Source organism: Comamonas sp. SCN 65-56 (assembly GCF_001724135.1).
In the GTDB taxonomy this organism is placed as follows: domain Bacteria; phylum Pseudomonadota; class Gammaproteobacteria; order Burkholderiales; family Burkholderiaceae_C; genus Comamonas_C.
This window is the reverse complement of the sequence record NZ_MEDS01000008.1, coordinates 16,165-38,763: the sequence shown is the minus strand read 5'-3', so window position 1 is coordinate 38,763 and position 22,599 is coordinate 16,165. Positions and strand designations below refer to the sequence as shown.

At 67.0% G+C, this 22,599-nt stretch carries 18 protein-coding genes and 1 pseudogene; 9 read left to right on the top strand and 10 right to left on the bottom strand.

Annotated elements, in window-relative coordinates:
- Window positions 1-71 precede the first annotated feature (71 nt).
- Together ABS45_RS05480 and ABS45_RS05475 are read left to right on the top strand one after the other, a co-directional pair.
- Window positions 72-1,811: a methyl-accepting chemotaxis protein gene (locus ABS45_RS05480; protein ID WP_291553826.1), complete on the top strand. Its 1,740-nt coding sequence runs from the start codon at window positions 72-74 to the stop codon at window positions 1,809-1,811.
- A 74-nt stretch (window positions 1,812-1,885) separates the two neighbouring features.
- Entirely contained in the window at window positions 1,886-2,248 is a 363-nt protein-coding gene (locus tag ABS45_RS05475; protein WP_291553824.1) for a DsrE family protein, read from the top strand.
- 3 nt (window positions 2,249-2,251) lie between these two features.
- Here the strand turns inward: ABS45_RS05475 and ABS45_RS05470 are convergent, their stop codons facing one another.
- On the bottom strand, window positions 2,252-2,710 hold the full coding sequence (locus ABS45_RS05470; protein WP_291553822.1) for a RidA family protein: 459 nt from the start codon (window positions 2,708-2,710) through the stop codon (window positions 2,252-2,254).
- Between the two features lie 52 nt (window positions 2,711-2,762).
- Here ABS45_RS05470 and ABS45_RS05465 point away from each other — a divergent pair, with 52 nt between their 5' ends.
- On the top strand, window positions 2,763-5,240 hold the full coding sequence (locus ABS45_RS05465) for a DNA internalization-related competence protein ComEC/Rec2 (RefSeq protein ID WP_291553819.1): 2,478 nt from the start codon (window positions 2,763-2,765) through the stop codon (window positions 5,238-5,240).
- Between the two features lie 6 nt (window positions 5,241-5,246).
- On the opposite strand, the gene ABS45_RS05460 is transcribed toward ABS45_RS05465, so the two are convergent.
- From ABS45_RS05460 to ABS45_RS05450, 3 genes are read right to left on the bottom strand one after another with little or no spacing between them, the layout of a single operon-like run.
- Window positions 5,247-6,104 (bottom strand): sulfurtransferase, encoded by an 858-nt coding sequence (locus ABS45_RS05460; protein ID WP_291553816.1) that lies wholly within the window; start codon window positions 6,102-6,104, stop codon window positions 5,247-5,249.
- Between the two features lies 1 nt (window position 6,105).
- Window positions 6,106-7,014: a DMT family transporter gene (locus ABS45_RS05455; RefSeq protein ID WP_291553813.1), complete on the bottom strand. Its 909-nt coding sequence runs from the start codon at window positions 7,012-7,014 to the stop codon at window positions 6,106-6,108.
- A 59-nt stretch (window positions 7,015-7,073) separates the two neighbouring features.
- Window positions 7,074-8,213 (bottom strand): aromatic ring-hydroxylating dioxygenase subunit alpha, encoded by a 1,140-nt coding sequence (locus ABS45_RS05450; protein ID WP_291553810.1) that lies wholly within the window; start codon window positions 8,211-8,213, stop codon window positions 7,074-7,076.
- Window positions 8,214-8,426: 213 nt separating this feature from the next.
- Between ABS45_RS05450 and xseB the strand changes: the two genes are divergently transcribed.
- The 4 genes from xseB to dctP all read left to right on the top strand — a co-directional run bounded on the left by xseB (window position 8,427) and on the right by dctP (window position 12,742).
- Complete coding sequence (gene xseB, locus ABS45_RS05445; protein WP_291553807.1) at window positions 8,427-8,675, top strand: exodeoxyribonuclease VII small subunit; 249 nt, start codon at window positions 8,427-8,429, stop codon at window positions 8,673-8,675.
- A complete protein-coding gene (locus ABS45_RS05440) occupies window positions 8,660-9,574 on the top strand; it encodes a polyprenyl synthetase family protein (RefSeq protein ID WP_291553805.1) in 915 nt (304 codons plus the stop codon). Before xseB ends, ABS45_RS05440 begins: the two co-directional genes overlap by 16 nt.
- A gap of 74 nt (window positions 9,575-9,648) precedes the next feature.
- Window positions 9,649-11,553: a 1-deoxy-D-xylulose-5-phosphate synthase gene (gene dxs / locus ABS45_RS05435; RefSeq protein WP_291553803.1), complete on the top strand. Its 1,905-nt coding sequence runs from the start codon at window positions 9,649-9,651 to the stop codon at window positions 11,551-11,553.
- Between the two features lie 106 nt (window positions 11,554-11,659).
- Window positions 11,660-12,742 carry a TRAP transporter substrate-binding protein DctP gene (dctP, locus tag ABS45_RS05430; protein ID WP_291553801.1) on the top strand — a complete coding sequence of 361 codons (1,083 nt, stop codon included), beginning with the start codon at window positions 11,660-11,662 and terminating at the stop codon, window positions 12,740-12,742.
- A gap of 110 nt (window positions 12,743-12,852) precedes the next feature.
- Here dctP and ABS45_RS05425 read toward each other — a convergent pair whose 3' ends face one another.
- Entirely contained in the window at window positions 12,853-14,709 is a 1,857-nt protein-coding gene (locus ABS45_RS05425) for a TRAP transporter large permease subunit (protein ID WP_291553799.1), read from the bottom strand.
- Window positions 14,710-14,732: 23 nt separating this feature from the next.
- Complete coding sequence (locus tag ABS45_RS05420; RefSeq protein ID WP_291553796.1) at window positions 14,733-15,341, bottom strand: TRAP transporter small permease subunit; 609 nt, start codon at window positions 15,339-15,341, stop codon at window positions 14,733-14,735.
- Between the two features lie 210 nt (window positions 15,342-15,551).
- On the opposite strand from ABS45_RS05420, the gene ABS45_RS05415 reads away from it, so the two are divergent.
- Window positions 15,552-17,825, top strand: coding sequence for an FUSC family membrane protein (locus tag ABS45_RS05415; protein WP_291553794.1), 2,274 nt, complete (start codon window positions 15,552-15,554; stop codon window positions 17,823-17,825).
- On the opposite strand, the gene modC is transcribed toward ABS45_RS05415, so the two are convergent.
- The 3 genes from modC to modA all read right to left on the bottom strand — a co-directional run bounded on the left by modC (window position 17,800) and on the right by modA (window position 20,409).
- A complete protein-coding gene (modC, locus tag ABS45_RS05410) occupies window positions 17,800-18,876 on the bottom strand; it encodes a molybdenum ABC transporter ATP-binding protein (RefSeq protein ID WP_291553792.1) in 1,077 nt (358 codons plus the stop codon). The genes ABS45_RS05415 and modC overlap by 26 nt on opposite strands.
- Entirely contained in the window at window positions 18,873-19,559 is a 687-nt protein-coding gene (modB, locus tag ABS45_RS05405) for a molybdate ABC transporter permease subunit (RefSeq protein WP_291554312.1), read from the bottom strand. The genes modC and modB overlap by 4 nt, the downstream gene beginning before the upstream one ends.
- A gap of 85 nt (window positions 19,560-19,644) precedes the next feature.
- Window positions 19,645-20,409 carry a molybdate ABC transporter substrate-binding protein gene (gene modA / locus ABS45_RS05400; RefSeq protein WP_291553790.1) on the bottom strand — a complete coding sequence of 255 codons (765 nt, stop codon included), beginning with the start codon at window positions 20,407-20,409 and terminating at the stop codon, window positions 19,645-19,647.
- Window positions 20,410-20,481: 72 nt separating this feature from the next.
- Here modA and ABS45_RS05395 point away from each other — a divergent pair.
- A pseudogene (locus ABS45_RS05395) lies at window positions 20,482-20,982 on the top strand (LysR family transcriptional regulator); the annotation flags it as partial.
- Window positions 20,983-21,258: 276 nt separating this feature from the next.
- Here the strand turns inward: ABS45_RS05395 and ABS45_RS05390 are convergent.
- On the bottom strand, window positions 21,259-22,500 hold the full coding sequence (locus tag ABS45_RS05390) for a M20 aminoacylase family protein (RefSeq protein WP_291553788.1): 1,242 nt from the start codon (window positions 22,498-22,500) through the stop codon (window positions 21,259-21,261).
- Between the last annotated feature and the right edge of the window lie 99 nt (window positions 22,501-22,599).

The following is a 22,599-nucleotide window of genomic DNA, read 5'->3' as shown; positions in this document are numbered from 1 at the left end:
TGCCGACTGGACAAGACGCGTTTTTCGACGCTCTAATCAATCTTTGACAAAAAAGTGAGCAGGAGACATTCATGAAAGGTTTGAGCATTGCACAGAAGCTCTGGGTGGCGGTCATCGTCATCGTCATCGCCTTTGCCGCGGTCGTCGCGGGCGCGGGCTGGCGTTCGGCGCAGTCATCCAAGGCGGCCAATGCCTTGAATGACGAGATGATGATGCGCGTGAAGACGGCCACGCGCTGGATGGGCCTGACGGAGACCAACGCCGCGCGCACGATGGCGATTGCGCTGAGCGACGAGGCGACAGTGGCCAAGGCGTTCAAGGACGCCATGGCCGATACCTCGGCGCAGATCACGCAGATGCAAAAGCGCATCGAAGGTTTGCAGCTCTCCGACGCAGACCGCGCGGCGATGGCGCGTGTGGCCGATGCGCGCAAGCAGATGATGGCGCAGCGCGGCGAGGTCAACAAGCTCAAGGCCGCCGGCGACCTTGAGAAGGCGGCGCAGGCCGTGCACGCATCCTACGAGCCCGCGTCGGATGCCTACCTCAAGGCGCTTGCCGATTTCGTGCAACTGCAGGAGGCCACGGCGGAGCAGTCGCGCCAGGCCGCCGCCCGGGCGAGCATGGATACCGTCAAGCTCGCGGCGCTGGCCGTGGCCATCCTGCTGCTGGGCATCATCGTGGGTGCCTACTACCTCATTCGCAACATCCGTCAGCCGCTGGCGCAGGCCAACGGCATGGCCGGGCGCATCGCCAAGGGCGATCTCGCCATGCGAGCGCAGGATCTGACACGCGGCGACGAGCTCGGTGACTTGATGCGCTCGCTGGAGGCCATGCGCGAATCGCTGGCCGGCATGGTGCAGCAGGTGCGCCAGAGCAGCGACAGCATTGCGGTGGCCAGCGCCCAGATTGCCAGCGGCAACCAGGACCTGTCGGCGCGCACCGAGTCGGCCTCCAGCAGCCTGCAGGAGACGGCCGCGGCGATGGAAGAATTCACCAGCACCATCCAGCAAAGCGAGAGCACCGCGCGCCAGGCCAGCCAGTTGGCAAGCAGTGCCAGTGCCATCGCCAAGCAGGGCGGCACGGCGGTGACCGAGGTGATCTCCACCATGGGCGAGATCCAGACCAGCAGCAACAAGATCGCCGACATCATCGGCGTGATCGACGGCATTGCGTTCCAGACCAACATCCTGGCGCTGAATGCGGCGGTGGAGGCGGCGCGCGCCGGTGAGCAGGGCCGGGGCTTTGCCGTGGTGGCCAGCGAGGTGCGGGCGCTGGCCGGGCGCTCGGCGCAGGCCGCCAAGGAGATCAAGGAGCTCATCAGCTCCTCGGTCGCGCGCGTGGAAGAGGGCTCGCGCCAGGTGCAGGGCGCGGGCGAGACCATGCAGGAGGTGGTGCAATCGGTGCAGCGCGTGGCCGACATGATCGGCGAGATCACCGCCGCCTCGGCGCAGCAGAGCGCGGGCGTCTCCGAGGTCAATCAGGCCGTGGGGCAGCTGGACCAAGCGACACAGCAGAACGCCGCGCTGGTCGAAGAGAGTGCGGCGGCAGCGCAGAGCCTGAACGAGCAGGCGCAGCACCTCACGCAGGTGGTGGGTGCCTTCCGTACCGACGGCGCCGCGCCGCCAGCACCCCGGGCTGCGGCGCCCAGGCCCGCGCCCGCCAGGCCGGAGGCTGCCAAGGCAGTGGCCGGGAAGCCGGTGGCTGCAGCTGCGCCACGGATTGCCCGCAGGCCTGCGCCCGCCAAGCTGGCGGCGCCGGCACCCAAGGCGCCGAAAAGCACCGAAAGCGAAGGCGACTGGGAGAGTTTCTAGCCTGCGTGCGAGCAGGCCGTGCGAGGGATGTTTACCATCGCAAGCCTGTTCGTTGACCGCGCAAGGATGGCCCCATGGCCCAGCAAAACATCGTCATCATCATCAACGCGGCGCCGCACGGCAGCGAGCGCTGCACCTCCGGCTTGCGCGTGGCCGGCGCCCTGGCGGCGCGCGCGGATGTGGCGCGCCTGCACATCCTGCTGATGTCGGATGCCACGGTGGCGGCGCTGCCGCATCAAAAGGACAACGCCGGCAACCTGATCCAGACGCTGGTGGAGGAACTCGCCGGCGCCGACAACGCCAGCGTGCACATGTGCCGCAACTGCGCGCTGGCGCGCGGGCTGATCGATCTGCCGCTGATCGAAGGCGTCACCGTCGCCACGTTGTCTGAGCTGGGTGACTGGGTCGTCGCGGCCGACAAGGTCATCACCTTCTGAGGTTCAGCGGATTTCCGCAATCAGCTCGATTTCGACACACGCACCCAGCGGAATCTGCGCCACGCCAAAGGCGCTGCGTGCGTGCTGGCCGGCTTCTCCGAACACTTCGCCCAGCAGCTCGCTGGCGCCATTGGTCACCAGGTGCTGCTCGGTGAAATCACCGGTGGAATTCACCAGGCTCATCACCTTCACGATGCGTTGCACGCGGTTCAGGTCGCCGCCGCAGGCCGCCTGCAGGGTGCCCATGAGCTCGATCGCCACGCCGCGCGCGGCGGCCTTGCCTTCGTCGGTGCTCAGGTTCTTGCCGAGCTGGCCGACGTAGGGTTTGCCGTCCTTGCGCGCGATGTGGCCGCTCAGGAAGACGAGGTTGCCGGTCTGCACCCAGGGGACATAGGCGGCGGCGGGGACGGCCACCGGCGGCAGGGTGATGTTGAGTTGCTTGAGCTTGTCGTAGACGTTCATTGCAATTTCCCGATCGAAAACCGAAAGTGTTGCACAGGTAGCATCGCGCCCCATGCGTGACGGCCACTCCCTTGCACTGCCGCGGCGAATCTGGCCGCTGCCGGCGCTGATGTGTGGCTGGCTGCTGGGCACGGCGGCGCAATTGCAGCAGCAGCGCCTGGATGCGGCGTGGGTGTACGGCGTGGCCGCCTGCACGGGGCTGCTGCTGGCCTGGCTGGCCTGGCGCCGGGGCGCTGCGGGCCTGCGCCGCGCGGTCGTGTTCTGGCTGGCCGGGGCCTTGCTGGCGTGGGGCAGCTGCGGCGCGCGTGCGCTTGTGTACTCGGGCGACGCCCTGGCCCCGGCGTTGGAAGGCGTCGATCTGCGCGTGACGGGCGTGGTGGCGGCCATGCCGCAACAGCGCGGCAATGGCGATCTGCGGCTGCGCCTGGCGGTGGAATCGGCGCAGCAGGAGGGCATTGCAGTGCGGCTGCCGCGTCTGCTGGATCTGACCTGGTATGCGGGCCATTTTGGCCGTGAGGAGCGACCCGTGCCGCCCGTGCGCGCAGGAGAGCGCTGGCAGCTGACGCTGCGGCTGAAGGCGCCGCATGGCGCGCGCAACCCGCATGGGTTTGACTATGAGCTGTGGCTGTGGGAGCAGGGCGTGCAGGCCAGCGGCTATGTGCGCACCAGCGAGCGGCTGGACGCCCGCTTCGGTGCGCCGCAGCGCCTTGCCTCCACCTGGCAGGTCCCGGTGGAGCAGGCGCGCCAGCGGGTGCGCGATGCCATTCTTCGATCGCTTGCGACCGAGGGCGCCGATACGTCGCGCGAGCGTGCTGCGGGTGTGGTGGCAGCCCTGGTCACGGGTGACCAGAGGGCCATAGACCGCAGCGACTGGAGCTTGTTTCGCACCACCGGCGTGGCGCACCTGATGAGCATCTCGGGCCTGCACATCACCATGTTTGCCTGGCTCGCGGCGGCGCTTCTGGGCTGGCTCTGGCGGCGCTCCAGCGCCTTGTGCCTTGCAGTGCCCGCGCCTTCGGCGGCATTGGTCGGCGGCGTGCTGCTGGCGGGCGCCTACGCCTTGTTCAGCGGCTGGGGCGTGCCGGCAGAGCGCACGCTGCTGATGCTGGCCACGGTGGCGCTGCTGCGCCTGTCCGGGCGGCGTTGGCCCTGGCCGCAGGTCTGGCTGCTGGCCTGCACCGTGGTGCTGGCGTTCGACCCCTGGGCCTTGCTGCAGGCCGGATTCTGGCTCAGTTTTGTCGCTGTCGGGATTTTGTTTGCTACGGATAGTAGAGCTGTCAGCGCAGACCAACAAAGCGCAAAAGGCCGATTTTTCTCTATCCTGAAGGAGCAGGCGCGCATCACCGTGGCGCTGGCGCCGCTCACGCTGCTGCTGTTCGGGCAGATTTCGGTGGTGGGACTGCTGGCCAATCTGGTGGCGATTCCCTGGGTGACGGTGCTGGTCACGCCCCTGGCGATGCTGGGAGTGCTCTGGGCGCCGTTGTGGCAGGCGGCGGCCTGGTGCGTGCAGGTGCTGTCGTGGTGGCTGCAGTGGCTGGCCTCATGGCCCATGGCGCAGCTGACGCTGGCACAGGCGCCGTTGTGGGCAGGAGTGGCGGCGGTGCTGGGCGGCATCCTGCTGGTGCTGCACCTGCCCTGGCGACTGCGCGCCCTGGCGCTGCCGCTGATGCTGCCCGCGCTTGGGTGGCAGCCGTTGCGCCCTTTGCCGGGGCAGTTTGACGTGATGGCGATGGACGTGGGGCAGGGCCAGGCGCTGCTGGTGCGCACCAGCCGCCACAGCCTGCTGTACGACGCCGGGCCGCGCTATGGCGACGCGGGCGACGCCGGTCAACAGGTGATCGTGCCGCTGCTGCAAAGCCTGGGCGAGCGCCTGGACAGCCTGGTGCTCAGCCATGACGACAGCGATCACACCGGCGGCGCTGCTGCGGTGATGCAGCAGCAAGCGCAGGCGCAGGTCGTCGGCTCGCTGGCTGCAGACCATCCGCTGCAGCAGCTGCGCGCAATCACGCCCTGTGTGGCGGGGGCCGCGTGGGAATGGGATGGCGTGCGCTTTGCGGTGCTGCATCCCGCGGCCGGGGCCGAGCAGCCGGCGGGCGAGGGCAGCAGGCCGCCTTCGACCAATGCGCGCAGCTGCGTGCTGCAGATCACCGCCCGCGGCGGCGCCCGTGCGCTGCTGGCGGGCGATATCGAGCGGCCGCAGGAGCTGGCGCTGGTGCGTTCGGGCGCGGATCTGGCGGCGGACCTGCTGGTGGTGCCGCACCACGGCAGCAAGTCTTCGTCGAGCGATGCCTTCCTGGATGCGGTGCAACCGGCGACGGCGCTGGTGCAATCCGGCTACCGCAACCGCTTCGGGCATCCGGCGCCGGTGGTGGTGCAGCGCTACCGCGAGCGCGGCATCACGTTGGTAAGCACGCCCGCGTGCGGCGCCGCCACCTGGGCTTCGTGGCAACCAGCGGTCACGTGCGAGCGCGAACGGTCACTGCGTTACTGGCACCATCGCCCGCCGCAGGATGGTGGCGATGCCGAATGAACACCGTCAGCCGACTGCCACCGGCCGCGAAGCATCGTCGCACCATTCGCTCCAGCTGCCTGCGTACAGCGCCCCTTGCGGGTAGCCCGCAAGCTCCATCGCCAGCAGGTTGTGGATGGCGCTCACCCCGCTGCCGCACTGGTGCACAACGCTGGCCGGCTCGCACCCCTGCAGCACGGCGGCAAATTCGGCGCGCAGCTGGGCAGCGCTCTTGAAGTGGCCGTCGGCGGTGAGGTTGTCCATCCAGGGCCGGTTGAGGGCACCGGGGATGTGGCCGGCCACCGGGTCCAGCGGCTCGACCTCGCCGCGAAAGCGCTCGGCGGCGCGTGCGTCCATGAGCGTTTGATCGGGCTGCTCTAGATGCGCCAGCACCCGCGCTGCATCCACCAGGGTGCGCAGCGGCTCGCCCGGCGCGAAGTGGCCCGGTGCGCGCGGCATTTCCTCGTCCTGTGCGGTGGCGCCGCCCGCGGCCTGCCAGGCGGCAAAGCCGCCGTTGAGCACGGCCGCGGCGTCGTGCCCCAGCCATTTGAAAAGCCACCACAGCCGCATGCAGGGCATGGAGCCGTTGCGGTCGTAGGCCACCGCCTGCATACCGTTGGCAAAGCCGACGCTGGCCAGCCAGGCGCTGAAGCGCTCGCGCGTGGGCAGCGGGTGGCGCCCGCCGCTGGCGCTGGGGCCGCCGGCGGAGCTCAGGTCGCGGTCCAGATGCGCGTAGACGGCGCCGGGAATGTGCGCTGCGTGGTAGTCGCTGATGCCGCGCTCGGGGTTGGTGAGGTCGAAGCTGCAATCGAAGACCATCAACGGCGTGCCGCCGTGGGCCAGGGCTTGCAGTTCGGCGGCGGAAATCAGGTGGGTGTGGGGCATGTCAATCCTGGGCAAGTGGCGTCTTGCTGCCGCCCGAGCGCAGCCAGCCGGCGGCAATCGCGCTCACCACGATGATTGCCATGCCCAGCCAGGCCATGAGCGGCAGGTAGTCGCCAAACACCAGCATGCTGTAGATGCTGGCAAAAATCAGTCCCGAGTATTGCAAATTGGCCACCAGCAGCGTGCCGCGGCTGCTAGCTGCGCGCGAGAACGCCATGGTCATGCACAGCTGCCCGCCCGCGGCCAGCAAGCCCAAGGGCAGCAGCCAGAGCGCAGGCCAGCCGGGGAAGGCCGACATGCCGCTCACGCCCATGGCTGCACCACCGGCGATGGTGCAGCCGAGTGCGAAGAAAAACACCGTGCGCGTCTCCGGCTCGCCCAGGCGCGAGAGCGCGACCACCTGCATGTAGGCCAGCGCCGCGCCCATGCCGCCCAGCAGCCCGACGACGGCGGCAAAGCCCTGGTTGCCCTGCACCGTGGGGCGCAGCATCAGCACCACCCCGGCAAAGCCCAGCAGCACGCAGACCACCAGCGCCATCGGCACCGGTGGCCGGTCCTGCCCCGGCGTGGGACGCCAGGCCAGCAACGCGCCGCCGACGATGAAGGCGGCGATCCAGACGCTGCTCATGTAGCCGAAGGTCATCGCCGTCGGCAGCGGCAGGTAGATGATGGCGTAGAACGACGCGCCCAGCGAGAGCACGCCGATGAAGCTGCGCCAGGCGTGCATGCCGGGGTAGCGCGTCTTGAGCGTGATGCCCTGACGGCGTGCCAGCCACCACAGCACGGCCATGCTGATGATGCCGCGCCAGAACACCATCTCGAAGGCGTTGAAATACGGCGCGGCCAGCTTGACGCACACGCCCATGCTGGCAAAGAAGAAGGCCGCCAGGACCATCCACAGCGCTTGCATGGGTTCAGTAGATAAAACGGGCTGCAGCGCTTGTGTGGCAAGCGCTGGAAGCTATGGTTTCAGGGGGTCTGCAGCGCCTCGCCCATCCTGGCGCGGTACCAGCAGTGAAAGTGCTGCATGCCGTCTTCCATCGGGCTTTGGTAGGGGCCGATCTCGTTCGCGCCGCGCTCCATCAGCGCGCGCCGGCCGGCATCCTGGCGCTCGCCGATCTCGTCGTCTTCGATGGCGGTTTCCATGTAGGCGGCTTGCTGCGCCTCGATGAATTCGCGCTCGAAGGCGGCGATTTCCTCGGGGTAGTAGAACTCCACCAGGTTCAATGTCTTGTGCGGCCCCACTGGATGCAGCGTCGAGACGGTGAGCACATGCGGGTACCACTCCACCATGATGTGCGGGTAGTAGGTGAGCCAGATCGCGCCGCGCTCGGGGATTTTGCCTTCGCGGTAGCGCAGCAGCACCTCGTGCCAGAGCTTGTAGGCATCGGTGCCGGGCTTGCCAAAACTTGGCGCCACGCCCACGGTCTGCACCGAATATTCACTGCCGAACTGCCAGCTCAGATCGTCCACGGTGACGAAATTGCCCAGGCCAGGGTGAAAGGGACCTACGTGGTAGTCCTCCAGATAGACCTCGATGAAGGTCTTCCAGTTGTAGTTGCATTCGTGCAGCTCGGCGCGGTCAAACACATAGCCATCAAACGAAAGATCAGCGGCCACGCCCATGCCCGCAAGGTCTGCCGCGATGTCGCGCCCGTTGTCTTCGAACAGCAGGCCGTTCCATTCGCGCAGCGCCCAGGTGTCGAGGTTCAGCCCCGGGTTGCTGGGGAAATGCGGTGCGCCAAGGAGCTGACCGTCGCTGGCGTAGGTCCAGCGGTGGATGGGGCAGACGATGGCGCCGCCCGCGTGGCCCTTGCCTTCGCGCTGCAGATTGCCCTGGCCGCTGAGCATGAGCGCCTGGCGGTGGCGGCAGCAGTTGGAGACGAGCCGCGCGTCGCCTTGCGGACCGCGGATCAGCGCGCGACCGTCCTTTTCCTGGGGCAGCACGCGGTAGTCGCCGCGTTCAGGCACGTGCAGCTGGTGCCCGACGTAGCGCGGGCCGGGCGCGAACAGGCGCGTGCGCTCCTGCTGGAACAGCGCCTCGTCAAAATAGCTGGATACCGGGAGTTGGCTTGCGGCCTGCTGCAGTTGAAGACTTAAATCAGACATTGACGTCCTGACCTAAAGCCCCCCACAGGGAGGTTGCGCGTGACATGCACGGGCGAAAAAAAGAAACCGGCCGGGCATGGGCTGCCGGAGCCGGTTGGCGCGAGAGGGGCAATTATAGAGGTGCCGCGCCGCTTCCGGAGGACCCGCCGCGGCCTGCCCTTTAAAATCACCGGATCGCGCATCCGCCGCCATTGATCCGTCGTATTGTTTTTCATGCCCAAGGCTGCTGCTCCGTCTCCGCCCCTTTCTCCCGATGGTCCCGCCAGCTACGAAGCCGCGCTTCAGGAGCTCGAGGCCCTGGTGGGCCGGATCGAAGCAGGGCAGTTGCCGCTCGAGGAAATGCTCGCGGGCTACCAGCGAGGGGCGCAGCTGCTGCAGTTCTGTCGCTCCCGGCTGGAAGCGGTGCAGGGTCAAATTCAATTGCTCGATGAGGGCGCACTCAAGCCATGGACCGTCGAGTGAGCGAGGCGGGCGTGCAGAGTCTGGACATGGCCGACTGGGCAAGCAGCCAGCAGGAGCGGGTGGAGCAGGCCTTGCTGTGCTGGGTACCCGAGCGCACGCCTGCCGACCTGGGCGAGCCGATGCGCTATGCGGTGACGGGTGGCGGCAAGCGCTTGCGGCCGCTGCTGGTGCTGGCGGCCTGCGAGGCGGTGCAGGGCGATTCCAACGCCGCCCTGCGCGCTGCCTGCGCGGTGGAATTGATCCACGCGTATTCCCTGGTGCACGACGATCTGCCGTGCATGGACGACGACGTGCTGCGCCGCGGCAAGCCGACGGCGCATGTGGCCTACGGCGAGGCGCGGGCCTTGCTGGCGGGCGACGCGCTGCAGGCATTGGCGTTTGAGCTGCTCACGCCCGAGCAGGGCGTGCCCGCCGCCACGCAGGCCGAGCTGTGCCGCCTGCTGGCGCGCGCCGCGGGGGCGCACGGCATGGCCGGCGGGCAGGCGATCGATCTGGCCAGCGTCGGCAGCCGGCTGACCGAGGAGCAATTGCGCCAGATGCACCGGCTCAAGACCGGTGCCTTGCTGCAGGCCAGCGTGCTGATGGGCGCGGCCTGCGGCACGGTGACCGTGCACGGCCGTGAGGCCCTGGCGGGCTACGGCGCTGCGCTTGGGCTGGCGTTTCAGGTGGTCGACGACATTCTGGACGTGACGCAGGATTCCGCCACACTGGGCAAGACCGCCGGCAAGGATGTGGCCAACGACAAGCCTACCTATGTCACGCTGATGGGCCTGGACGGCGCGCGCGAGCATGCCGGGCAATTGCTGGAGGAAGCCCGGCGCGCATTGGCTGCCAGCGGGCTGGCCGATACCCGGGCGCTGGCGGCGCTGGCGCAAATGGTGGTACACCGTACGCATTGAATCTGTAGAAAAATTTGAATGAAAAATGGCTCTGGCGCGCGCCATTAGTGCGCTGACAGCTATCGAAACAGGATATGACGACGACGAATTTTCCGCTGCTGGAACGAGTGAACGACCCGGCCGACCTGCGCCAGTTCTCGCGCGCCGAGCTCAAGCAGCTTGCTGATGAGTTGCGTGCCTTCGTGCTCGAAAGCGTCTCGCGCACCGGTGGCCATCTTTCGTCCAATCTGGGCACCGTCGAGCTCACGATTGCGCTGCACAAGGTGTTCAACACGCCCGAGGACCGCCTGGTCTGGGACGTGGGCCACCAGTCCTACCCGCACAAAATCCTCACCGGCCGGCGTGGGCGCATGGACAGCCTGCGCCAGCTGGGCGGCATCTCGGGCTTTCCGATGCGCTCGGAGAGCCCCTACGACACCTTCGGCACCGCGCACTCCAGCACCAGCATCTCGGCAGCGCTCGGCATGGCGCTGGCGGCGCGGCAAAAGGGCGAGAGCCGCCATTGCATCGCGGTGATCGGCGACGGTGCGCTTACGGCCGGCATGGCGTTCGAGGCGCTGAACAACGCGGGTGTGGCCGATTGCAATCTGCTCGTCATCCTGAATGACAACGACATGAGCATCAGCCCGCCGGTGGGCGCGCTCAATCGCTATCTGGCGCAACTGATGAGCGGGCGCTTTTACGCCAAGGCGCGCGACGTGGGCAAGAACGTGCTCAAGAACGTGCCGCCGCTGCTGGAGCTGGCCAAGCGCATCGAGCAGCAGGCCAAGGGCATGGTGGTGCCGGCCAATCTGTTCGAGAACTTCGGCTTCAACTACATCGGTCCGATCGACGGGCACGATCTCGATTCGCTGATCCCGACGCTGGAAAACATCCGGGAGCTCAAGGGCCCTCAGTTTCTGCACGTGGTCACCAAGAAGGGCCAGGGTTACAAACTCGCCGAGGCCGACCCGGTGGCCTACCACGGCCCGGGCAAATTCGATCCGCAGATCGGCCTGGTCAAGCCGGCGACACCGCCCAAGCAGACCTTCACCCAGGTGTTCGGTCAGTGGCTGTGCGACATGGCCGAGCAGGACGCGCGCTTGGTGGCCATCACACCCGCGATGCGCGAGGGCTCGGGCATGGTGGAGTTTCACCGGCGCTTTCCCGGGCGCTACCACGACGTGGGCATTGCCGAGCAGCATGCGGTGACCTGCGCTGCCGGCATGGCGTGCGAGGGCTTGAAACCCGTGGTGGCGATCTACTCCACGTTTTTGCAACGCGGCTACGACCAGCTCATCCACGATGTCGCGCTGCAGAACTTGCCGGTGGTGTTCGCGCTGGACCGCGCGGGCATCGTCGGCGCCGATGGCGCAACGCACTGCGGCGCGTTTGACATTGCCTTCGTGCGCTGCATTCCCAACCTGTCCATGGCCTGCCCGGCCGATGAGCGCGAATGCCGCCAGCTGCTCACCAGCGCGTTCGAGCAGGACCATCCGGTGGCGGTGCGTTACCCGAGGGGCAGCGGCGTGGGTGCGCAGCCCCTGGCCGAACTCACCGGCCTGCCGTTCGGCAAGGCGCAGGTGCGGCGCGAAGGCGCGCGCATCGCCATCCTGGCGTTTGGCACCGTGCTGTACCCGGCGCTGGAGGCCGCCGAGCGGTTGAACGCGACGGTGGTCAACATGCGCTGGGCCAAGCCGCTGGATACCGAACTGCTGGCGCAGGTCGCCCGCAGCCACGAGGCGCTGGTGACCGTGGAAGAAGGCGTGGTGATGGGCGGCGCGGGCAGCGCAGTCGGCGAGTGGCTGGCCCAGGCAGGCGTGCAGCTGCCACTGCTGCAGCTCGGTCTGCCCGACCAGTTCATCGAGCACGGCGACCCGGCCAAGCTGCTGGCGCTGCAAGGGCTGGATGCGGCGGGCATCGAACATGCTGTCCGGCGGTGCTTTGATGCACTGCTCGATGGCAGCAAGGCACTGAGGGCCGTGGCGGCAAGAGCGTAAGGCGACGGTTCTCCCCGTGGCAGGATCATGGATACCCCTAAGGTGAATGGGACGGCGACGCGACTACACTGAGCGCTTCGATTTTTTCATCAAGGAGTTTCAGGCCATGGATCGTCGTTCCCTTATCAAGAATGCCGGCATTGCCGGCGTGCTGGCCACCGGCATCGCCCCGGCGGTGCATGCGCAAGAAACCATACGCTGGCGTCTGGCCACGAGCTTTCCCAAGGCGCTGGAAACCCTGCACGGCTGCGCCGTCAAGTTTTCCGAGACGATGAAGGCGATGTCGGGCGGCAAGTTCGAGGTCTCGGTGCATGCGGCGGGCGAGCTGATCCCGGCCTTCGGCATCGTTGATGCACTCAAGGACGATTCCATCGAGATGGGCGAAACGGCGGCCTACTACTACACCGGCAAGGATCCGTCGTTTGCCTTCAGTTGCGCCATTCCGTTTGGCTTTACCGCGCAGCAGAACCAGGCCTGGAAGCTGCACGGCAACGGCCACAAGTTGCTGGACGCGCTGTTCGAGCCCTACAACTTCTTTGCCCGCAGCGCGCTCAATACCGGCACGCAGATGGGCGGCTGGTACCGCAAGGAAATGAACAAACCCTCGGATTTCAAGGGCCTGAAGATGCGCCTTGGCGGCGGTGTGTTCGGCGAATCCATGGCCAAACTGGGCGTGGTCTCGCAAAACATGCCCGGCGGTGACGTGTACCAGGCGCTGGAAAAGGGCACGCTGGACGCAGCCGAGTTCGTCGGCCCGTACGACGACGCCAAGATGGGCTGGAACAAGGTGGCCAAGTACTACTACTACGGCGGCTGGTGGGAAGGCGGCGCGGATCTGGAGTTCTTCATCAACAAGAAGGCCTACGCCAAGCTCTCGCCCGACTACCAGGCGATGGTCAACGCCGCGATGGACGTGGCCTACAACGACGGCACGTCCAAGTACCTGTATCTGAACCCGATTGCGCTCAAGCAACTGGTGGCCAGCGGCACGCAGCTCAAGCGTTTCAACAAGGAGATCGTGCAGGCCGGCTTCAAGGCGGCGCAAGAGGTGTATGCCGAGCACAGCGCCAAGGACCCGCAGTTCAAGAAGATCCTCGACGATCTGCGCTCCTTCCAGCGCGACCAGATCCTCTGGAATCGCATCTCCGAGCTGGTGTTCACGCAGGACATGGCCTCGCTCAAGATCTGAGGCAACACACTGCCCACCCGCCTGTCGGGGCGGGGCAGACACAAAAGCCGCAGTCATCGACTGCGGTTTTTCGTTTGGGGGATGCGCGCCCACGGGGCGCGTACCTGCGGCTATTTGCCTATGGATTCCTGAATCGCCTTCATCGGGTCCTCGGGTTCGCCACCAACCCCTCCCTGAGCACCATCGTCGCCACTCGCTCCGGGCAGCCCAGTGCCATCGGAGGGCGCTGGCGTACCGGACCCGGTGTCCGCACCGCCTGGGGAGGCTGGTGCATCCGGCGCGGCGGGCACGGTATTGAAATCGGAGCTGTTGTCGTTGGCGTTGAGGTCTTGCAGCATTTGCTGCTGCACAGCGTTCATGTCCACCTGCACTTTCTTGTCCAGACCGCCCGTGACCAGCCCCGGGAAGGCGATCAGGATCGCGACCATCGACAGCTGCACCAGCAGGAAGGGAATCGCGCCCTTGTAGATCTGCATCGTCGTCACCGGCTCCATCAGCTTGCCGGTGTGGCTGTCCACATAGGGCTTTTCAGGTGCGACCGAGCGCAGGTAAAACAGCGCAAAGCCGAACGGCGGGTGCAGGAACGAGGTCTGCATGTTCACCGCCAGCAGCACGCCAAACCAGATCAGATCGATACCCATCTTGTCGGCAATGGGTGCGAGCACCGGCACGACGATGAACGAGAGCTCGAAGAAGTCCAGGAAGAACGCGAGGAAGAACACCAGCACGTTCACGAAAATCAAAAAGCCCAGGTGCCCGCCCGGCAGCTTGGAGAGCAGGTGTTCGACCCAGACCGGGCCGTCCGCGGCCTGGAACACCATGCTGAACACCGTGGCGCCGATCAGGATGAACATCACGAAGGACGCGAGCTTGGTGGTCGTATCCAGCGCCTGGCGCAGCAGCGCCCACGAGATACGTTTGCGCATCGTGGCCATGATGAGCGCGCCCATGGCGCCCATGGCGCCGCCTTCGGTCGGCGTGGCGACGCCGAGGAAGATGGTGCCGAGCACCAGGAAGATCAGCAGCAGCGGCGGGATCAGCACGAAGGTCACGCGCTCGGCCAGTTTGGAGAGCAGCCCCAGATGCGTGATGCGGTTGATGGTGGCGATCAGCCAGGCGAAAAAGCTGCCGCCGCACATCGCAACGACGATTTTCTCGTCGGTCGGCACGAACTCGACCAGCTCGCCCTGCCACCAGGTGTGCACCGCCGCCATGTTCATGCCGAGCGCGATCGCGACGGCGGTCGAGAGCAGCGCGAGCATGGAGAGCGAGAGATAACCGGTATGGCCATTGGGCTCGCGGAAGGTGCGGGCCTCGGGCGGCAGCGCCGGCACCATCTTGGGCTTGGTCATCGCGAGGAAGAACACCCACAGGATGTACAGCCCCATCAGCGCAAAGCCGGGGATGAACGCACCCTTGTACATGTCGCCCACGCTTTTGCCCATCTGGTCGGCGAGCACGATCAATACGAGCGATGGTGGAATGATCTGCGCCAGCGTGCCCGACGCAGCGATCACGCCGCTGGCAAGGCTGCGGCTGTAGCCGTAGCGCAGCATGATGGGCATGGAGATGAGGCCCATGGAGATGACCGAGGCGGCGACGACGCCGGTGGTGGCCGCCAGCATCGCGCCCACCAGCACCACGGCGAGCGCCAGCCCCCCGCGCAGCGGGCCGAATACCTGGCCCACCGTTTCCAGCAGGTCCTCGGCCATGCCGCTGCGCTCGAGAATCAGCCCCATCAAGGTGAAGAAGGGCACCGCCAGCAGTGTCTCGTTGGCCATGATGCCGATCAGGCGCAGCGGCAGCACCGAGAGGATGGCCGAGGGGAAGATGTCCAGATACACCCCGAGCAGGCCGAAGAACATGCCGGCCGCGCCCAGGCTGAAGGCGACGGGGAAACCCAGAATCAGAAAACAGATCAGCCCCACGAACATGATGGGGGCGAAGTTGGACGCGATGAATGCCATGGTGTCGAATCTTTCGCGTCGTGTCAGTGGGCCTGCGCGGGGGCGGCGGGTTTGGCCGATTCGCTGCGCAGCGCCTCGATCAGCTTTTCTTCGTCGGTCTTGTCCGTGGTTTTCTCCGTCGGGTCGGGCGCCTTGCCTGCCAGGAACGCTATGCATTTGATGAGCTCGGACCAGCCCTGCAGCAGCAGCAGCGTGAAGCCTATGGGCAGCGCCGCCCACACCGGCCAGCGGATCAGGCCGCCGGGGTTGTTCGACATTTCGCCGGTGTTGAACATCTGGATCGTGAGCGGCACGGTGAAATAGATCACCATCACGCACAGCGGCGTGAGAAAGAAGATCAGGCCCAGGATTTCAACGGCCAGCTGCAGCTTCTTGGGGAAGTGGCTGTTGAGCACGTCGATGCGCACGTGATCACGCTTGAGCAGCGTGTAGCCCGCGGCGATCAGGAAGGACCAGGCAAACAGGTACCACTGCACTTCAAGGTAGGCGTTGGAGCTGTAGTCAAACAGCTTGCGGATGGTGGCGTTGATGGCGCTGATGACCGTGGCGCCAAAGATCAGCCAGATGGCGTATTTGCCGACGAAGCTGTTGAGCTTGTCTATGGCTCGCGATAGCGAGAGCAGGGCCTGCATGGTGTCTCCAGAAAACGGCCGGATGGGCGCTTGGCCCCTGGCGCGTGCGGCGGGGTTTGGGCGGTTGCCGCGTGGCTCGTGGTACGGCGCAGCCTTGCGACAACGCGAAGATTCTAAGGGTCCGCCACGGGGGCAGGTGTGGGTGCTGGTGCGTGCCAGGCCCTCGGACATAATCGCACGCACCACACGAGTGCGGGACGCACGACAGGCATGAACGACGCGGCAGACCCTCACTTCGTGCATCTTCGGCTGCGGCAGTTGCGCCGCACGGTGTTGAGCGCCGCTGTGCTGAACGGGACTTCGGTGGCGCTCGGCATGCTGCTGATCGTGTTGCTGGTGCATGCGGTGCTGGGCATGAGCGCGGCCTCCAGCGCCAGTGTTGGCGTCATCGTGGCGCTGATTCCCGACATGCCGCGTGCGCGGCGCGGCAAGTGGCTGCATCTGATCGTGGCGCCGCTGCTCGGCCTGCCGCTGTTCCTTGCGGTGCAGTTGCTGCGCGGCCATCCGCTGGAGTTGGGGCTGCTGCTGGTACCCGCCACCTTTCTGGCGTTTTTGTCCACGGCCTGGGGGCGCCCGGGCATGCCGGTGGCGGCCGGCCTCATGTTTGCCATGCTGCTGGCGATGGCGCCCCAGCCTGCCGCCAACGCGCATGAGGCGTGGTTGCGCACCGGCTGGTGCGGCCTGGGCGCCGGCCTGTACGTGCTGTGGGCCACTGGCGCCAATGCCGTGCTCAACGGGCGCTACCGCGCGCAGACCTTGGCAGAGCTGCTGCTGACAGTGGCGGCGCTGCTGCGCACGCATGCCAAGCGTGTCACGCGCCTGCCGCAGGAGCCGGGCACCCGCCAGCGGCCGGATGCGTTGGGTGAAGTGCTGCTGCGTCAGGCGGCATTGGCCGAGCAGTTGCAGGCAGCGCGCGATCTGATTCTGGAAGCGCCCGGCAGCGCGCGGCGCCAGCAGCTTGCCGGCATGCTGGTGGTGGTGCTGGAGATGCGTGACCGCCTGATCGCCAGCGAGCTGGATATCGAGCGCATCCAGGCGTCCCAGGCGGCGGGCCTGCAGCAGCTGGCGGCGGTGTCGCGCGCCATGGCCGACGATGTCGAGCAGGTGGCGGATGCGCTGCTGCTGGGCCGGCGCCCGCCTGCCGCGCGCGATCACGGTGCCATCTTGCGCGCCTTGCACCAGCAGGCGCTGGAGGAGGCAGGGGATCAGGCGGACGCCGGCGAGGTGATGCACCAGGCCGCCTTGCTGCACAGCGCCAGTGTTCGCCTGGCGGACCAGAACGGAGCGGTGCGCCAGCTGGCGGCGCTGGCACGCGGCGAGCAGGCGCCCGACCTGTCTGCGGTGCGCAGCGGCTGGCAATTGTTTGTCAGCCCGGCCTACTGGTCCAGCCAGCCCTTGCGAGGGCTGTTGCGCTGGCGCCAGCCGGCGTTTCGCCATGCCTTGCGTGCCGCTCTGGCCGTTGGTGCCGGCTATGGGCTGGCGCTGTTGCAGCCTTGGGGTTCGCGCGATTACTGGATTCTGATCACCATCGTCGTCGTGCTGCGTGGCTCGCTCGCGCAGACGCTGGAGCGGCGTACCGAGCGCGTGCTCGGCACGCTCGCCGGCAGCGCCCTGGCGGTGGGGCTGCTGGCATTGCATCCGCCGGAAGTGGTGCTGTTGGCGGTGGTGGTGCTGGCGCAGGGGTTGGCGCATGCTTTCGTGGTGCGCAAGTACGTGATTACCGCGGTCGCGGGCTCGGTGCTTGGCCTGGTGCTGGCGCATCTTCTCTATGCCGGGAGCAGCTCGGCGTTCGATTTCGCCGAGCGCGTGGGCGATACCCTGCTGGGAACGGCGCTGGCCTGGGGGTTCTCCTATGTGCTGCCTTCCTGGGAGCGCACGCGCATCGCCACCACGGTGCGCCGTGTGTGCCGTGCGATGGCGGCGCACGCACGCCAGTCGCTGGCCTTGGCCACCTTGGCCGAGGTCACCGGGCAGCCGGAGCTGGCGTGGCGGCTGGCGCGGCGCGAGGCCTACGATGCGCTCTCGACCTTGGTGCAGGCCACCCGCCGCGCGCTGGTGGAGCCGCGCGCCGTGCAGCCGCCGATTGCGCTGCTCGAACAATTGCAGGCGCATGGCTACCAGTTGCTGGGCCAGTTGAGCGCGGTGCAGTCCACGCTGTTGTTGCGCCGTGAGCGCCTGCAACTGGACAGGCTGGCCGCGCCGCTGGCCGACGCCGCCCGCGAGATTCAGGCGCAGCTCGATCTTGACACCCCATGCGCCGCGGCGGCTCCAGGCCCCGCGAGCGAAGACGCGGACGCCACGCTCTTCGGCGTGCCGGAAGCTCTGCCTGACCCGCGCGTGGCGGATTCCAGCCCCTGGCTGTTGCGCCGTCTGGCGCTGGCCACAGGGCTGGCGGGCGTGGTCCGCGGCGATGCTCTGGCCGTGCTGGACGAACTGGCAACGGTGCCCAAGCCGTCGGTCAATCGACCAGCGCCACCCCCTTGACCTGCGCGAACACGCTCTGCCCCGGCCCGAGGCCCAGATGGTCGCAAGAGCGTCGGGTGATGCGCGCCAGCAGCGGCGTGCCGGCGCAATCGAGGGCAACGGCGACCAGCCCCGGGCCTTGCGACGCGAGCTCCGTGATGTGCGCCGGCAGGATGTTGAGGATGGTGCTGTCGCCCGGTGCGGTGCGCGACAGGCTCACGTCGCGCGCGGCAACGCGCAAGCGCACGCTGCTGCCCGGGGCATGCGAATGCGGGCTCACGAGGTGCAATTCGCCGCCGCCGAAGGCGACGCTGAGCAACTGGTCGCGCGCGTCGTGGCGCAGCACGGTGGCGGTCACCAGCGCCGCGGCATCGTCGCCGTGCGCCGGTGGCAGATCGAGGCGGGCCAGCACCTGCGCGGTGGCGCCTTGGGCCAGCACGCGGCCTTGCTGCAGCAGCACCAGGTGGGAGGCCAGTCGTGCGACTTCTTCGGGGCTGTGGCTCACATAGAGCACGGGAATATCCAGCGTGCGCTGCAGGCGCTCCAGATAGGGCAGCACTTCCGCTTTGCGGGCGCTGTCCAGCGCCGCGAGTGGCTCATCCATCAGCAGCAGTTGCGGGCTGGTCGCAAGCGCGCGCGCGATCGCCACCCGCTGGCGCTCGCCGCCGGAGAGGGTGTGCGGCATGCGCTCTGTCAGCGCCGACAGGCCCAGCAGCTCCACCGCCCGCTCCAGCGGTACGCGCCGACGTGCGGGCGGCAGGCGACGCAGGCCGTATTCCATGTTGCGCCGGACATTGAGGTGGTCAAACAGGCTGGCCTCCTGGAACACGTAGCCAAGCTGGCGCCGGTGCGTGGGCAGCCACGCGCGCGCGCCGTCGTCCTGCCAGAGCTGGCCATTGACCTCGACCCGCCCGGCCGCGCGATCCAGCCCCGCGATGGCGCGCAGAAGGCTGGTCTTGCCGCACCCCGAGGGACCGAACAGCGCGGTGACGCCGTGGCCTGGAAGCGCCAGATCGACGTCCAGAACGAAGTCTGGACGCTGCAGCCGCAGGCGCGCCGCCATCGTGCTCATGCCAGCCGTCCCTTGGGCTGAAGCCAGTGCAGCAGCACCAGCACGACGAAGGCAAACACCACCATGCCGCCCGCCAGCCAGTGAGCCTGGGTGTACTCCATGGCTTCGACGTGGTCGTAAATCTGGACCGAAACCACGCGCGTCTTGCCCGGGATGTTGCCGCCCAGCATCAGCACCACGCCGAACTCGCCCACGGTATGGGCGAACGAAAGCACGGCGGCGGTGATGAATCCGGGGCGTGCCAGTGGCAGCGCGACGCTGAAGAAGCGGTCGAGCGGCCCGGCGCCGAGCGAGGCGGCGACCTCCAGAGGCCTTGTGCCCACGGACTCGAATGCGCGTTGCAAGGGCTGCACCGCGAACGGCAGTGAATACACGATGGAGCCCACCAGCAGCCCGCCGAAGGTGAAGGGCAGACGACCCCAGCCCATGGCCTGGGTGAACTGACCCACCGGGCCGCTCGGGCCCATCAACATCAGCAGGTAAAAACCGATCACCGTGGGTGGCAGCACCAGTGGCAGCGCGACCACCGCGCCCACCGGTGCACGCCAGCGCGATGGCGTGTGCGCCAGCCACCAGGCGATGGGCGTGCACAGCACCAGCAGCACGATGGTGGTCAGAGCGGCCAGCTCCAGCGTGAGCCGTATGGCCGACCAGTCATCGGGCGAGAGAAAGTGCACTGCTATGGAGAGTGAAGCTGCAAGCGCTTATCGTACATTGACTTGTCCATCAAACATGCATGGAACTGAGTCGTGACGAGCGCAAACAGCTTCAGAAAGAATAGCCGTAAGACGTGATGATGGCCCGTGCCTTGTCGCCCTTGAGGTAGCCCATCAGTGCCGCGGCGGCTGCGTTGCCCTCGCCGGGTTTGAGCACGATCGCGTCCTGGCGGATGGTGTCGTGCAACGTAGCCGGTACCACCCAGCCCGAGCCCTCACGCAGCTGGCCGTTCTCGGTCACCTGCGAGAGCGCGACGAACCCCAGCTCGGCATTGCCCGAAGCGGCGAACTGGTAGGTCTGGCCGATGTTTTCGCCTTGCACGATGCGTGCTTGCACCTGGCTGGCGAGGCCGAGCTTTTCCAGTGTCTGCATTGCCGCGGCGCCATAGGGCGCCAGCCTGGGGTTGGCGATGGCGATGTGCTGCCAGTCGGTCTTGTGCAACACCTTGCCTTCGGCATTGACGTAGCCCGCCTGCTTGCTCCACAGCACCAACTGACCGATCGCATAGGTGAACCGCGAGGCGTCGCTGCCCAGCCCCTCCTTGGCGATCTTCTCTGGGGTGGTGTGGTCGGCCGCGAGCAGGATGCCGAACGGTGCGCCGTTCTTGATCTGGGCGTAGAACTTGCCGGTGGCGCCGAACGAGAGCTCCGCCTTGTGCCCCGTGTCCTGTTCGAACTGCGCGGCGATCTTCTGCATGGGGGCGGTGAAATTGGCCGCCACCGCGACGCTCACGCTGTCGGCGTTCGCATGGGTGAAAGTCGCAAGAGACAGGGCGAGCACGCCGGCGAGCGCAAGGGGAGAAAATGGTCTGGGCATTTTTCGCTATTCCGAAAATGAATAAGGCGAAAGTATACCGGGGTGCACCATCGGGCGCCCATCGAGTGCGGCATGATGGCGGTCATGCGCAAGAAAAGACTTTCCGTGATGGATGCCCTGGGGCAGGACAAGGCCGACCGACGCATCGCCATCCTGCGCGAGATCGACAAGGGCGGCTCGATCTCGCAGGCGGCGCGCAGCGTCGGCGTGAGCTACAAGGCGGCCTGGCAGGCGCTGGATACCCTGACCAACCTTGCCGGCGTGGCGCTGGTGGGGCGCGCCGTCGGTGGCGTGGGTGGCGGCGGTACGCGGCTGACCGATGCGGGACGCGAACTGCTGCAGGCGGCTGATGCGCTGGTGCGCGTGCGAGCGCAGGTGGCCGCGGATGTGGCGAGCGGTGGCGCGGCGCATGCGGCTGCCGCACAACTGGCAATACGCACCAGCATGCGCAACCAATGGCCCAGCGTGGTGACCGGTCTGCGCCGCGATGGCCCGCTGGTGGAGGTGTCGTTGGCGGCGCGCAACCAGGGTACGCTGCCCGCCTTGGCGCGCATCACGCGAGAGAGCGCGCAGCTGCTCGGCCTCGTCCCCGGCATGCAGGTGCAGGTGTTGTGCAAAGCCACGGCGGTACGCGTGCTGCCGCAGGCGCAGGCGCCGGATGCGGCGCAGCCCAACTGCTGGCTTGGCCGTGTGCAGCGGGTGGCGCGCGGTGCCTTGGGCGATGAGGTCGTGCTGCAGCTCGAAGGCGGGTTGCAACTGGTGGGGTTTGCGCCGCCGCAATCAGGCCTGCGCGCGCGCAGCGGCGCGCGCATGGGCCGAGCCGAGTGCGTTGGCACTCCTGGTGCCGGATCACTGACGGCCTGCCGCCTGGCGTGCAGGTGGCTGGTGTGCCAGCCAGGCATGTGCCAGGTTCACCCAATAGGTCGCGCCCAGCGGTATCAGCTCGTCGTTGAAATCGTAATGCGGGTTGTGCAGCGTGCATGGCCCGGCATCATGCCCGCCGCCTTCGTAGCGCTCGCGGTGCGAGCCCTCGCCGTTGCCGATGAAGCAATAGGCGCCGGGCTTGGCCTGCAGCATGTAGGCGAAATCTTCTGCTCCCATGGTGGGCTCCTGCGCCAGGGCATTGGCTTCGCCGACGATGTCGGCCATGACCTGGCGACAGAAGTCCGCTTCGTAGGCGGTGTTGATGGTGGGCGGGTAGTTGCGCTGGAATTCGAAACTGCAGCGCGCGCCCATGGCAGCGGCGATACCTTCGGCCGTTTCCCGCATGCGCGCCTCGATCAGGTCCAGCGTCTCGAAGGTGAAGGTGCGCACCGTGCCCTGCAGCTCGCAGGCATCGGGGATCACGTTGGTGGCTTCTCCCGCGTGGATCATGGTGACGGAAATCACGCCTGCGTCTATGGGTTTGCGGTTGCGTGAAATGATGGTCTGGAAAGCCTGCACCATCTGGCAGGCGATAGGCACCGGATCGATGCCCAGGTGGGGCAGCGCGGCGTGTCCGCCCTTGCCGGTGATGGTGATCTTGAATTCGTTGCTTGACGCCATGACGGGTCCGGTGCTGACCGCCAGCGTGCCGACGGGCATCCCCGGCCAGTTGTGCATGCCGAAAACGGCTTCCATGGCAAAGCGCTCGAACAGGCCGTCCCTGATCATCTCGCGTGCGCCGCCACCGCCTTCCTCCGCCGGCTGGAAGATGAGATAGACGGTACCGTCGTAGTCGTGGTGCCGGGCCAGGTGCTGCGCTGCCGCCAGCAGCATGGCGGTATGGCCGTCGTGCCCGCAGGCGTGCATCTTGCCGGGGTGGGTGCTGGCGTGGGCGAAGGTGTTGAATTCCGTCATCGGCAGCGCATCCATGTCGGCGCGCATGCCTATTGCGCGACCGCTCTGGCCACCATCCCGGCCGTGCACGATGCCGACCACACCCGTCGTGCCCATGCCGCGGTGCACCGGTATGCCCCATTCGGTCAGCTTGGCTGCGACCAGGTCCGCGGTGCGCTCCTCCTTGAAGCACAGCTCGGGGTGGGCATGGATATCCCGCCGCAATTGGGTCAAGGCTGCGGCTTGCGCCAGGATGGGTTCGATCAGCTTCATGGGCGCAGTCTAGCGGGGCATGTCGCCCGACGCCATCGGTGCAGAAATGGCAAATGCATTGAAATCAATCAAATGTTCAAAAAATAGACATTAAGCGAA

Coding starts and splice junctions, on each gene's coding strand:
- ABS45_RS05440 (WP_291553805.1), top strand. CDS start 8,660: ATGGACCGTCGAGTGAGCGAGGCGGGCGTGCAGAGTCTGGACATGGCC.
- ABS45_RS05420 (WP_291553796.1), bottom strand. CDS start 15,341: ATGCAGGCCCTGCTCTCGCTATCGCGAGCCATAGACAAGCTCAACAGC.
- dxs (WP_291553803.1), top strand. CDS start 9,649: ATGACGACGACGAATTTTCCGCTGCTGGAACGAGTGAACGACCCGGCC.
- modC (WP_291553792.1), bottom strand. CDS start 18,876: ATGAGCACGATGGCGGCGCGCCTGCGGCTGCAGCGTCCAGACTTCGTT.
- ABS45_RS05425 (WP_291553799.1), bottom strand. CDS start 14,709: ATGGCATTCATCGCGTCCAACTTCGCCCCCATCATGTTCGTGGGGCTG.
- modA (WP_291553790.1), bottom strand. CDS start 20,409: ATGCCCAGACCATTTTCTCCCCTTGCGCTCGCCGGCGTGCTCGCCCTG.
- ABS45_RS05465 (WP_291553819.1), top strand. CDS start 2,763: ATGCGTGACGGCCACTCCCTTGCACTGCCGCGGCGAATCTGGCCGCTG.
- ABS45_RS05475 (WP_291553824.1), top strand. CDS start 1,886: ATGGCCCAGCAAAACATCGTCATCATCATCAACGCGGCGCCGCACGGC.
- ABS45_RS05390 (WP_291553788.1), bottom strand. CDS start 22,500: ATGAAGCTGATCGAACCCATCCTGGCGCAAGCCGCAGCCTTGACCCAA.
- ABS45_RS05450 (WP_291553810.1), bottom strand. CDS start 8,213: ATGTCTGATTTAAGTCTTCAACTGCAGCAGGCCGCAAGCCAACTCCCG.
- ABS45_RS05455 (WP_291553813.1), bottom strand. CDS start 7,014: ATGCAAGCGCTGTGGATGGTCCTGGCGGCCTTCTTCTTTGCCAGCATG.
- ABS45_RS05470 (WP_291553822.1), bottom strand. CDS start 2,710: ATGAACGTCTACGACAAGCTCAAGCAACTCAACATCACCCTGCCGCCG.
- ABS45_RS05415 (WP_291553794.1), top strand. CDS start 15,552: ATGAACGACGCGGCAGACCCTCACTTCGTGCATCTTCGGCTGCGGCAG.
- dctP (WP_291553801.1), top strand. CDS start 11,660: ATGGATCGTCGTTCCCTTATCAAGAATGCCGGCATTGCCGGCGTGCTG.
- ABS45_RS05480 (WP_291553826.1), top strand. CDS start 72: ATGAAAGGTTTGAGCATTGCACAGAAGCTCTGGGTGGCGGTCATCGTC.
- ABS45_RS05460 (WP_291553816.1), bottom strand. CDS start 6,104: ATGCCCCACACCCACCTGATTTCCGCCGCCGAACTGCAAGCCCTGGCC.
- xseB (WP_291553807.1), top strand. CDS start 8,427: ATGCCCAAGGCTGCTGCTCCGTCTCCGCCCCTTTCTCCCGATGGTCCC.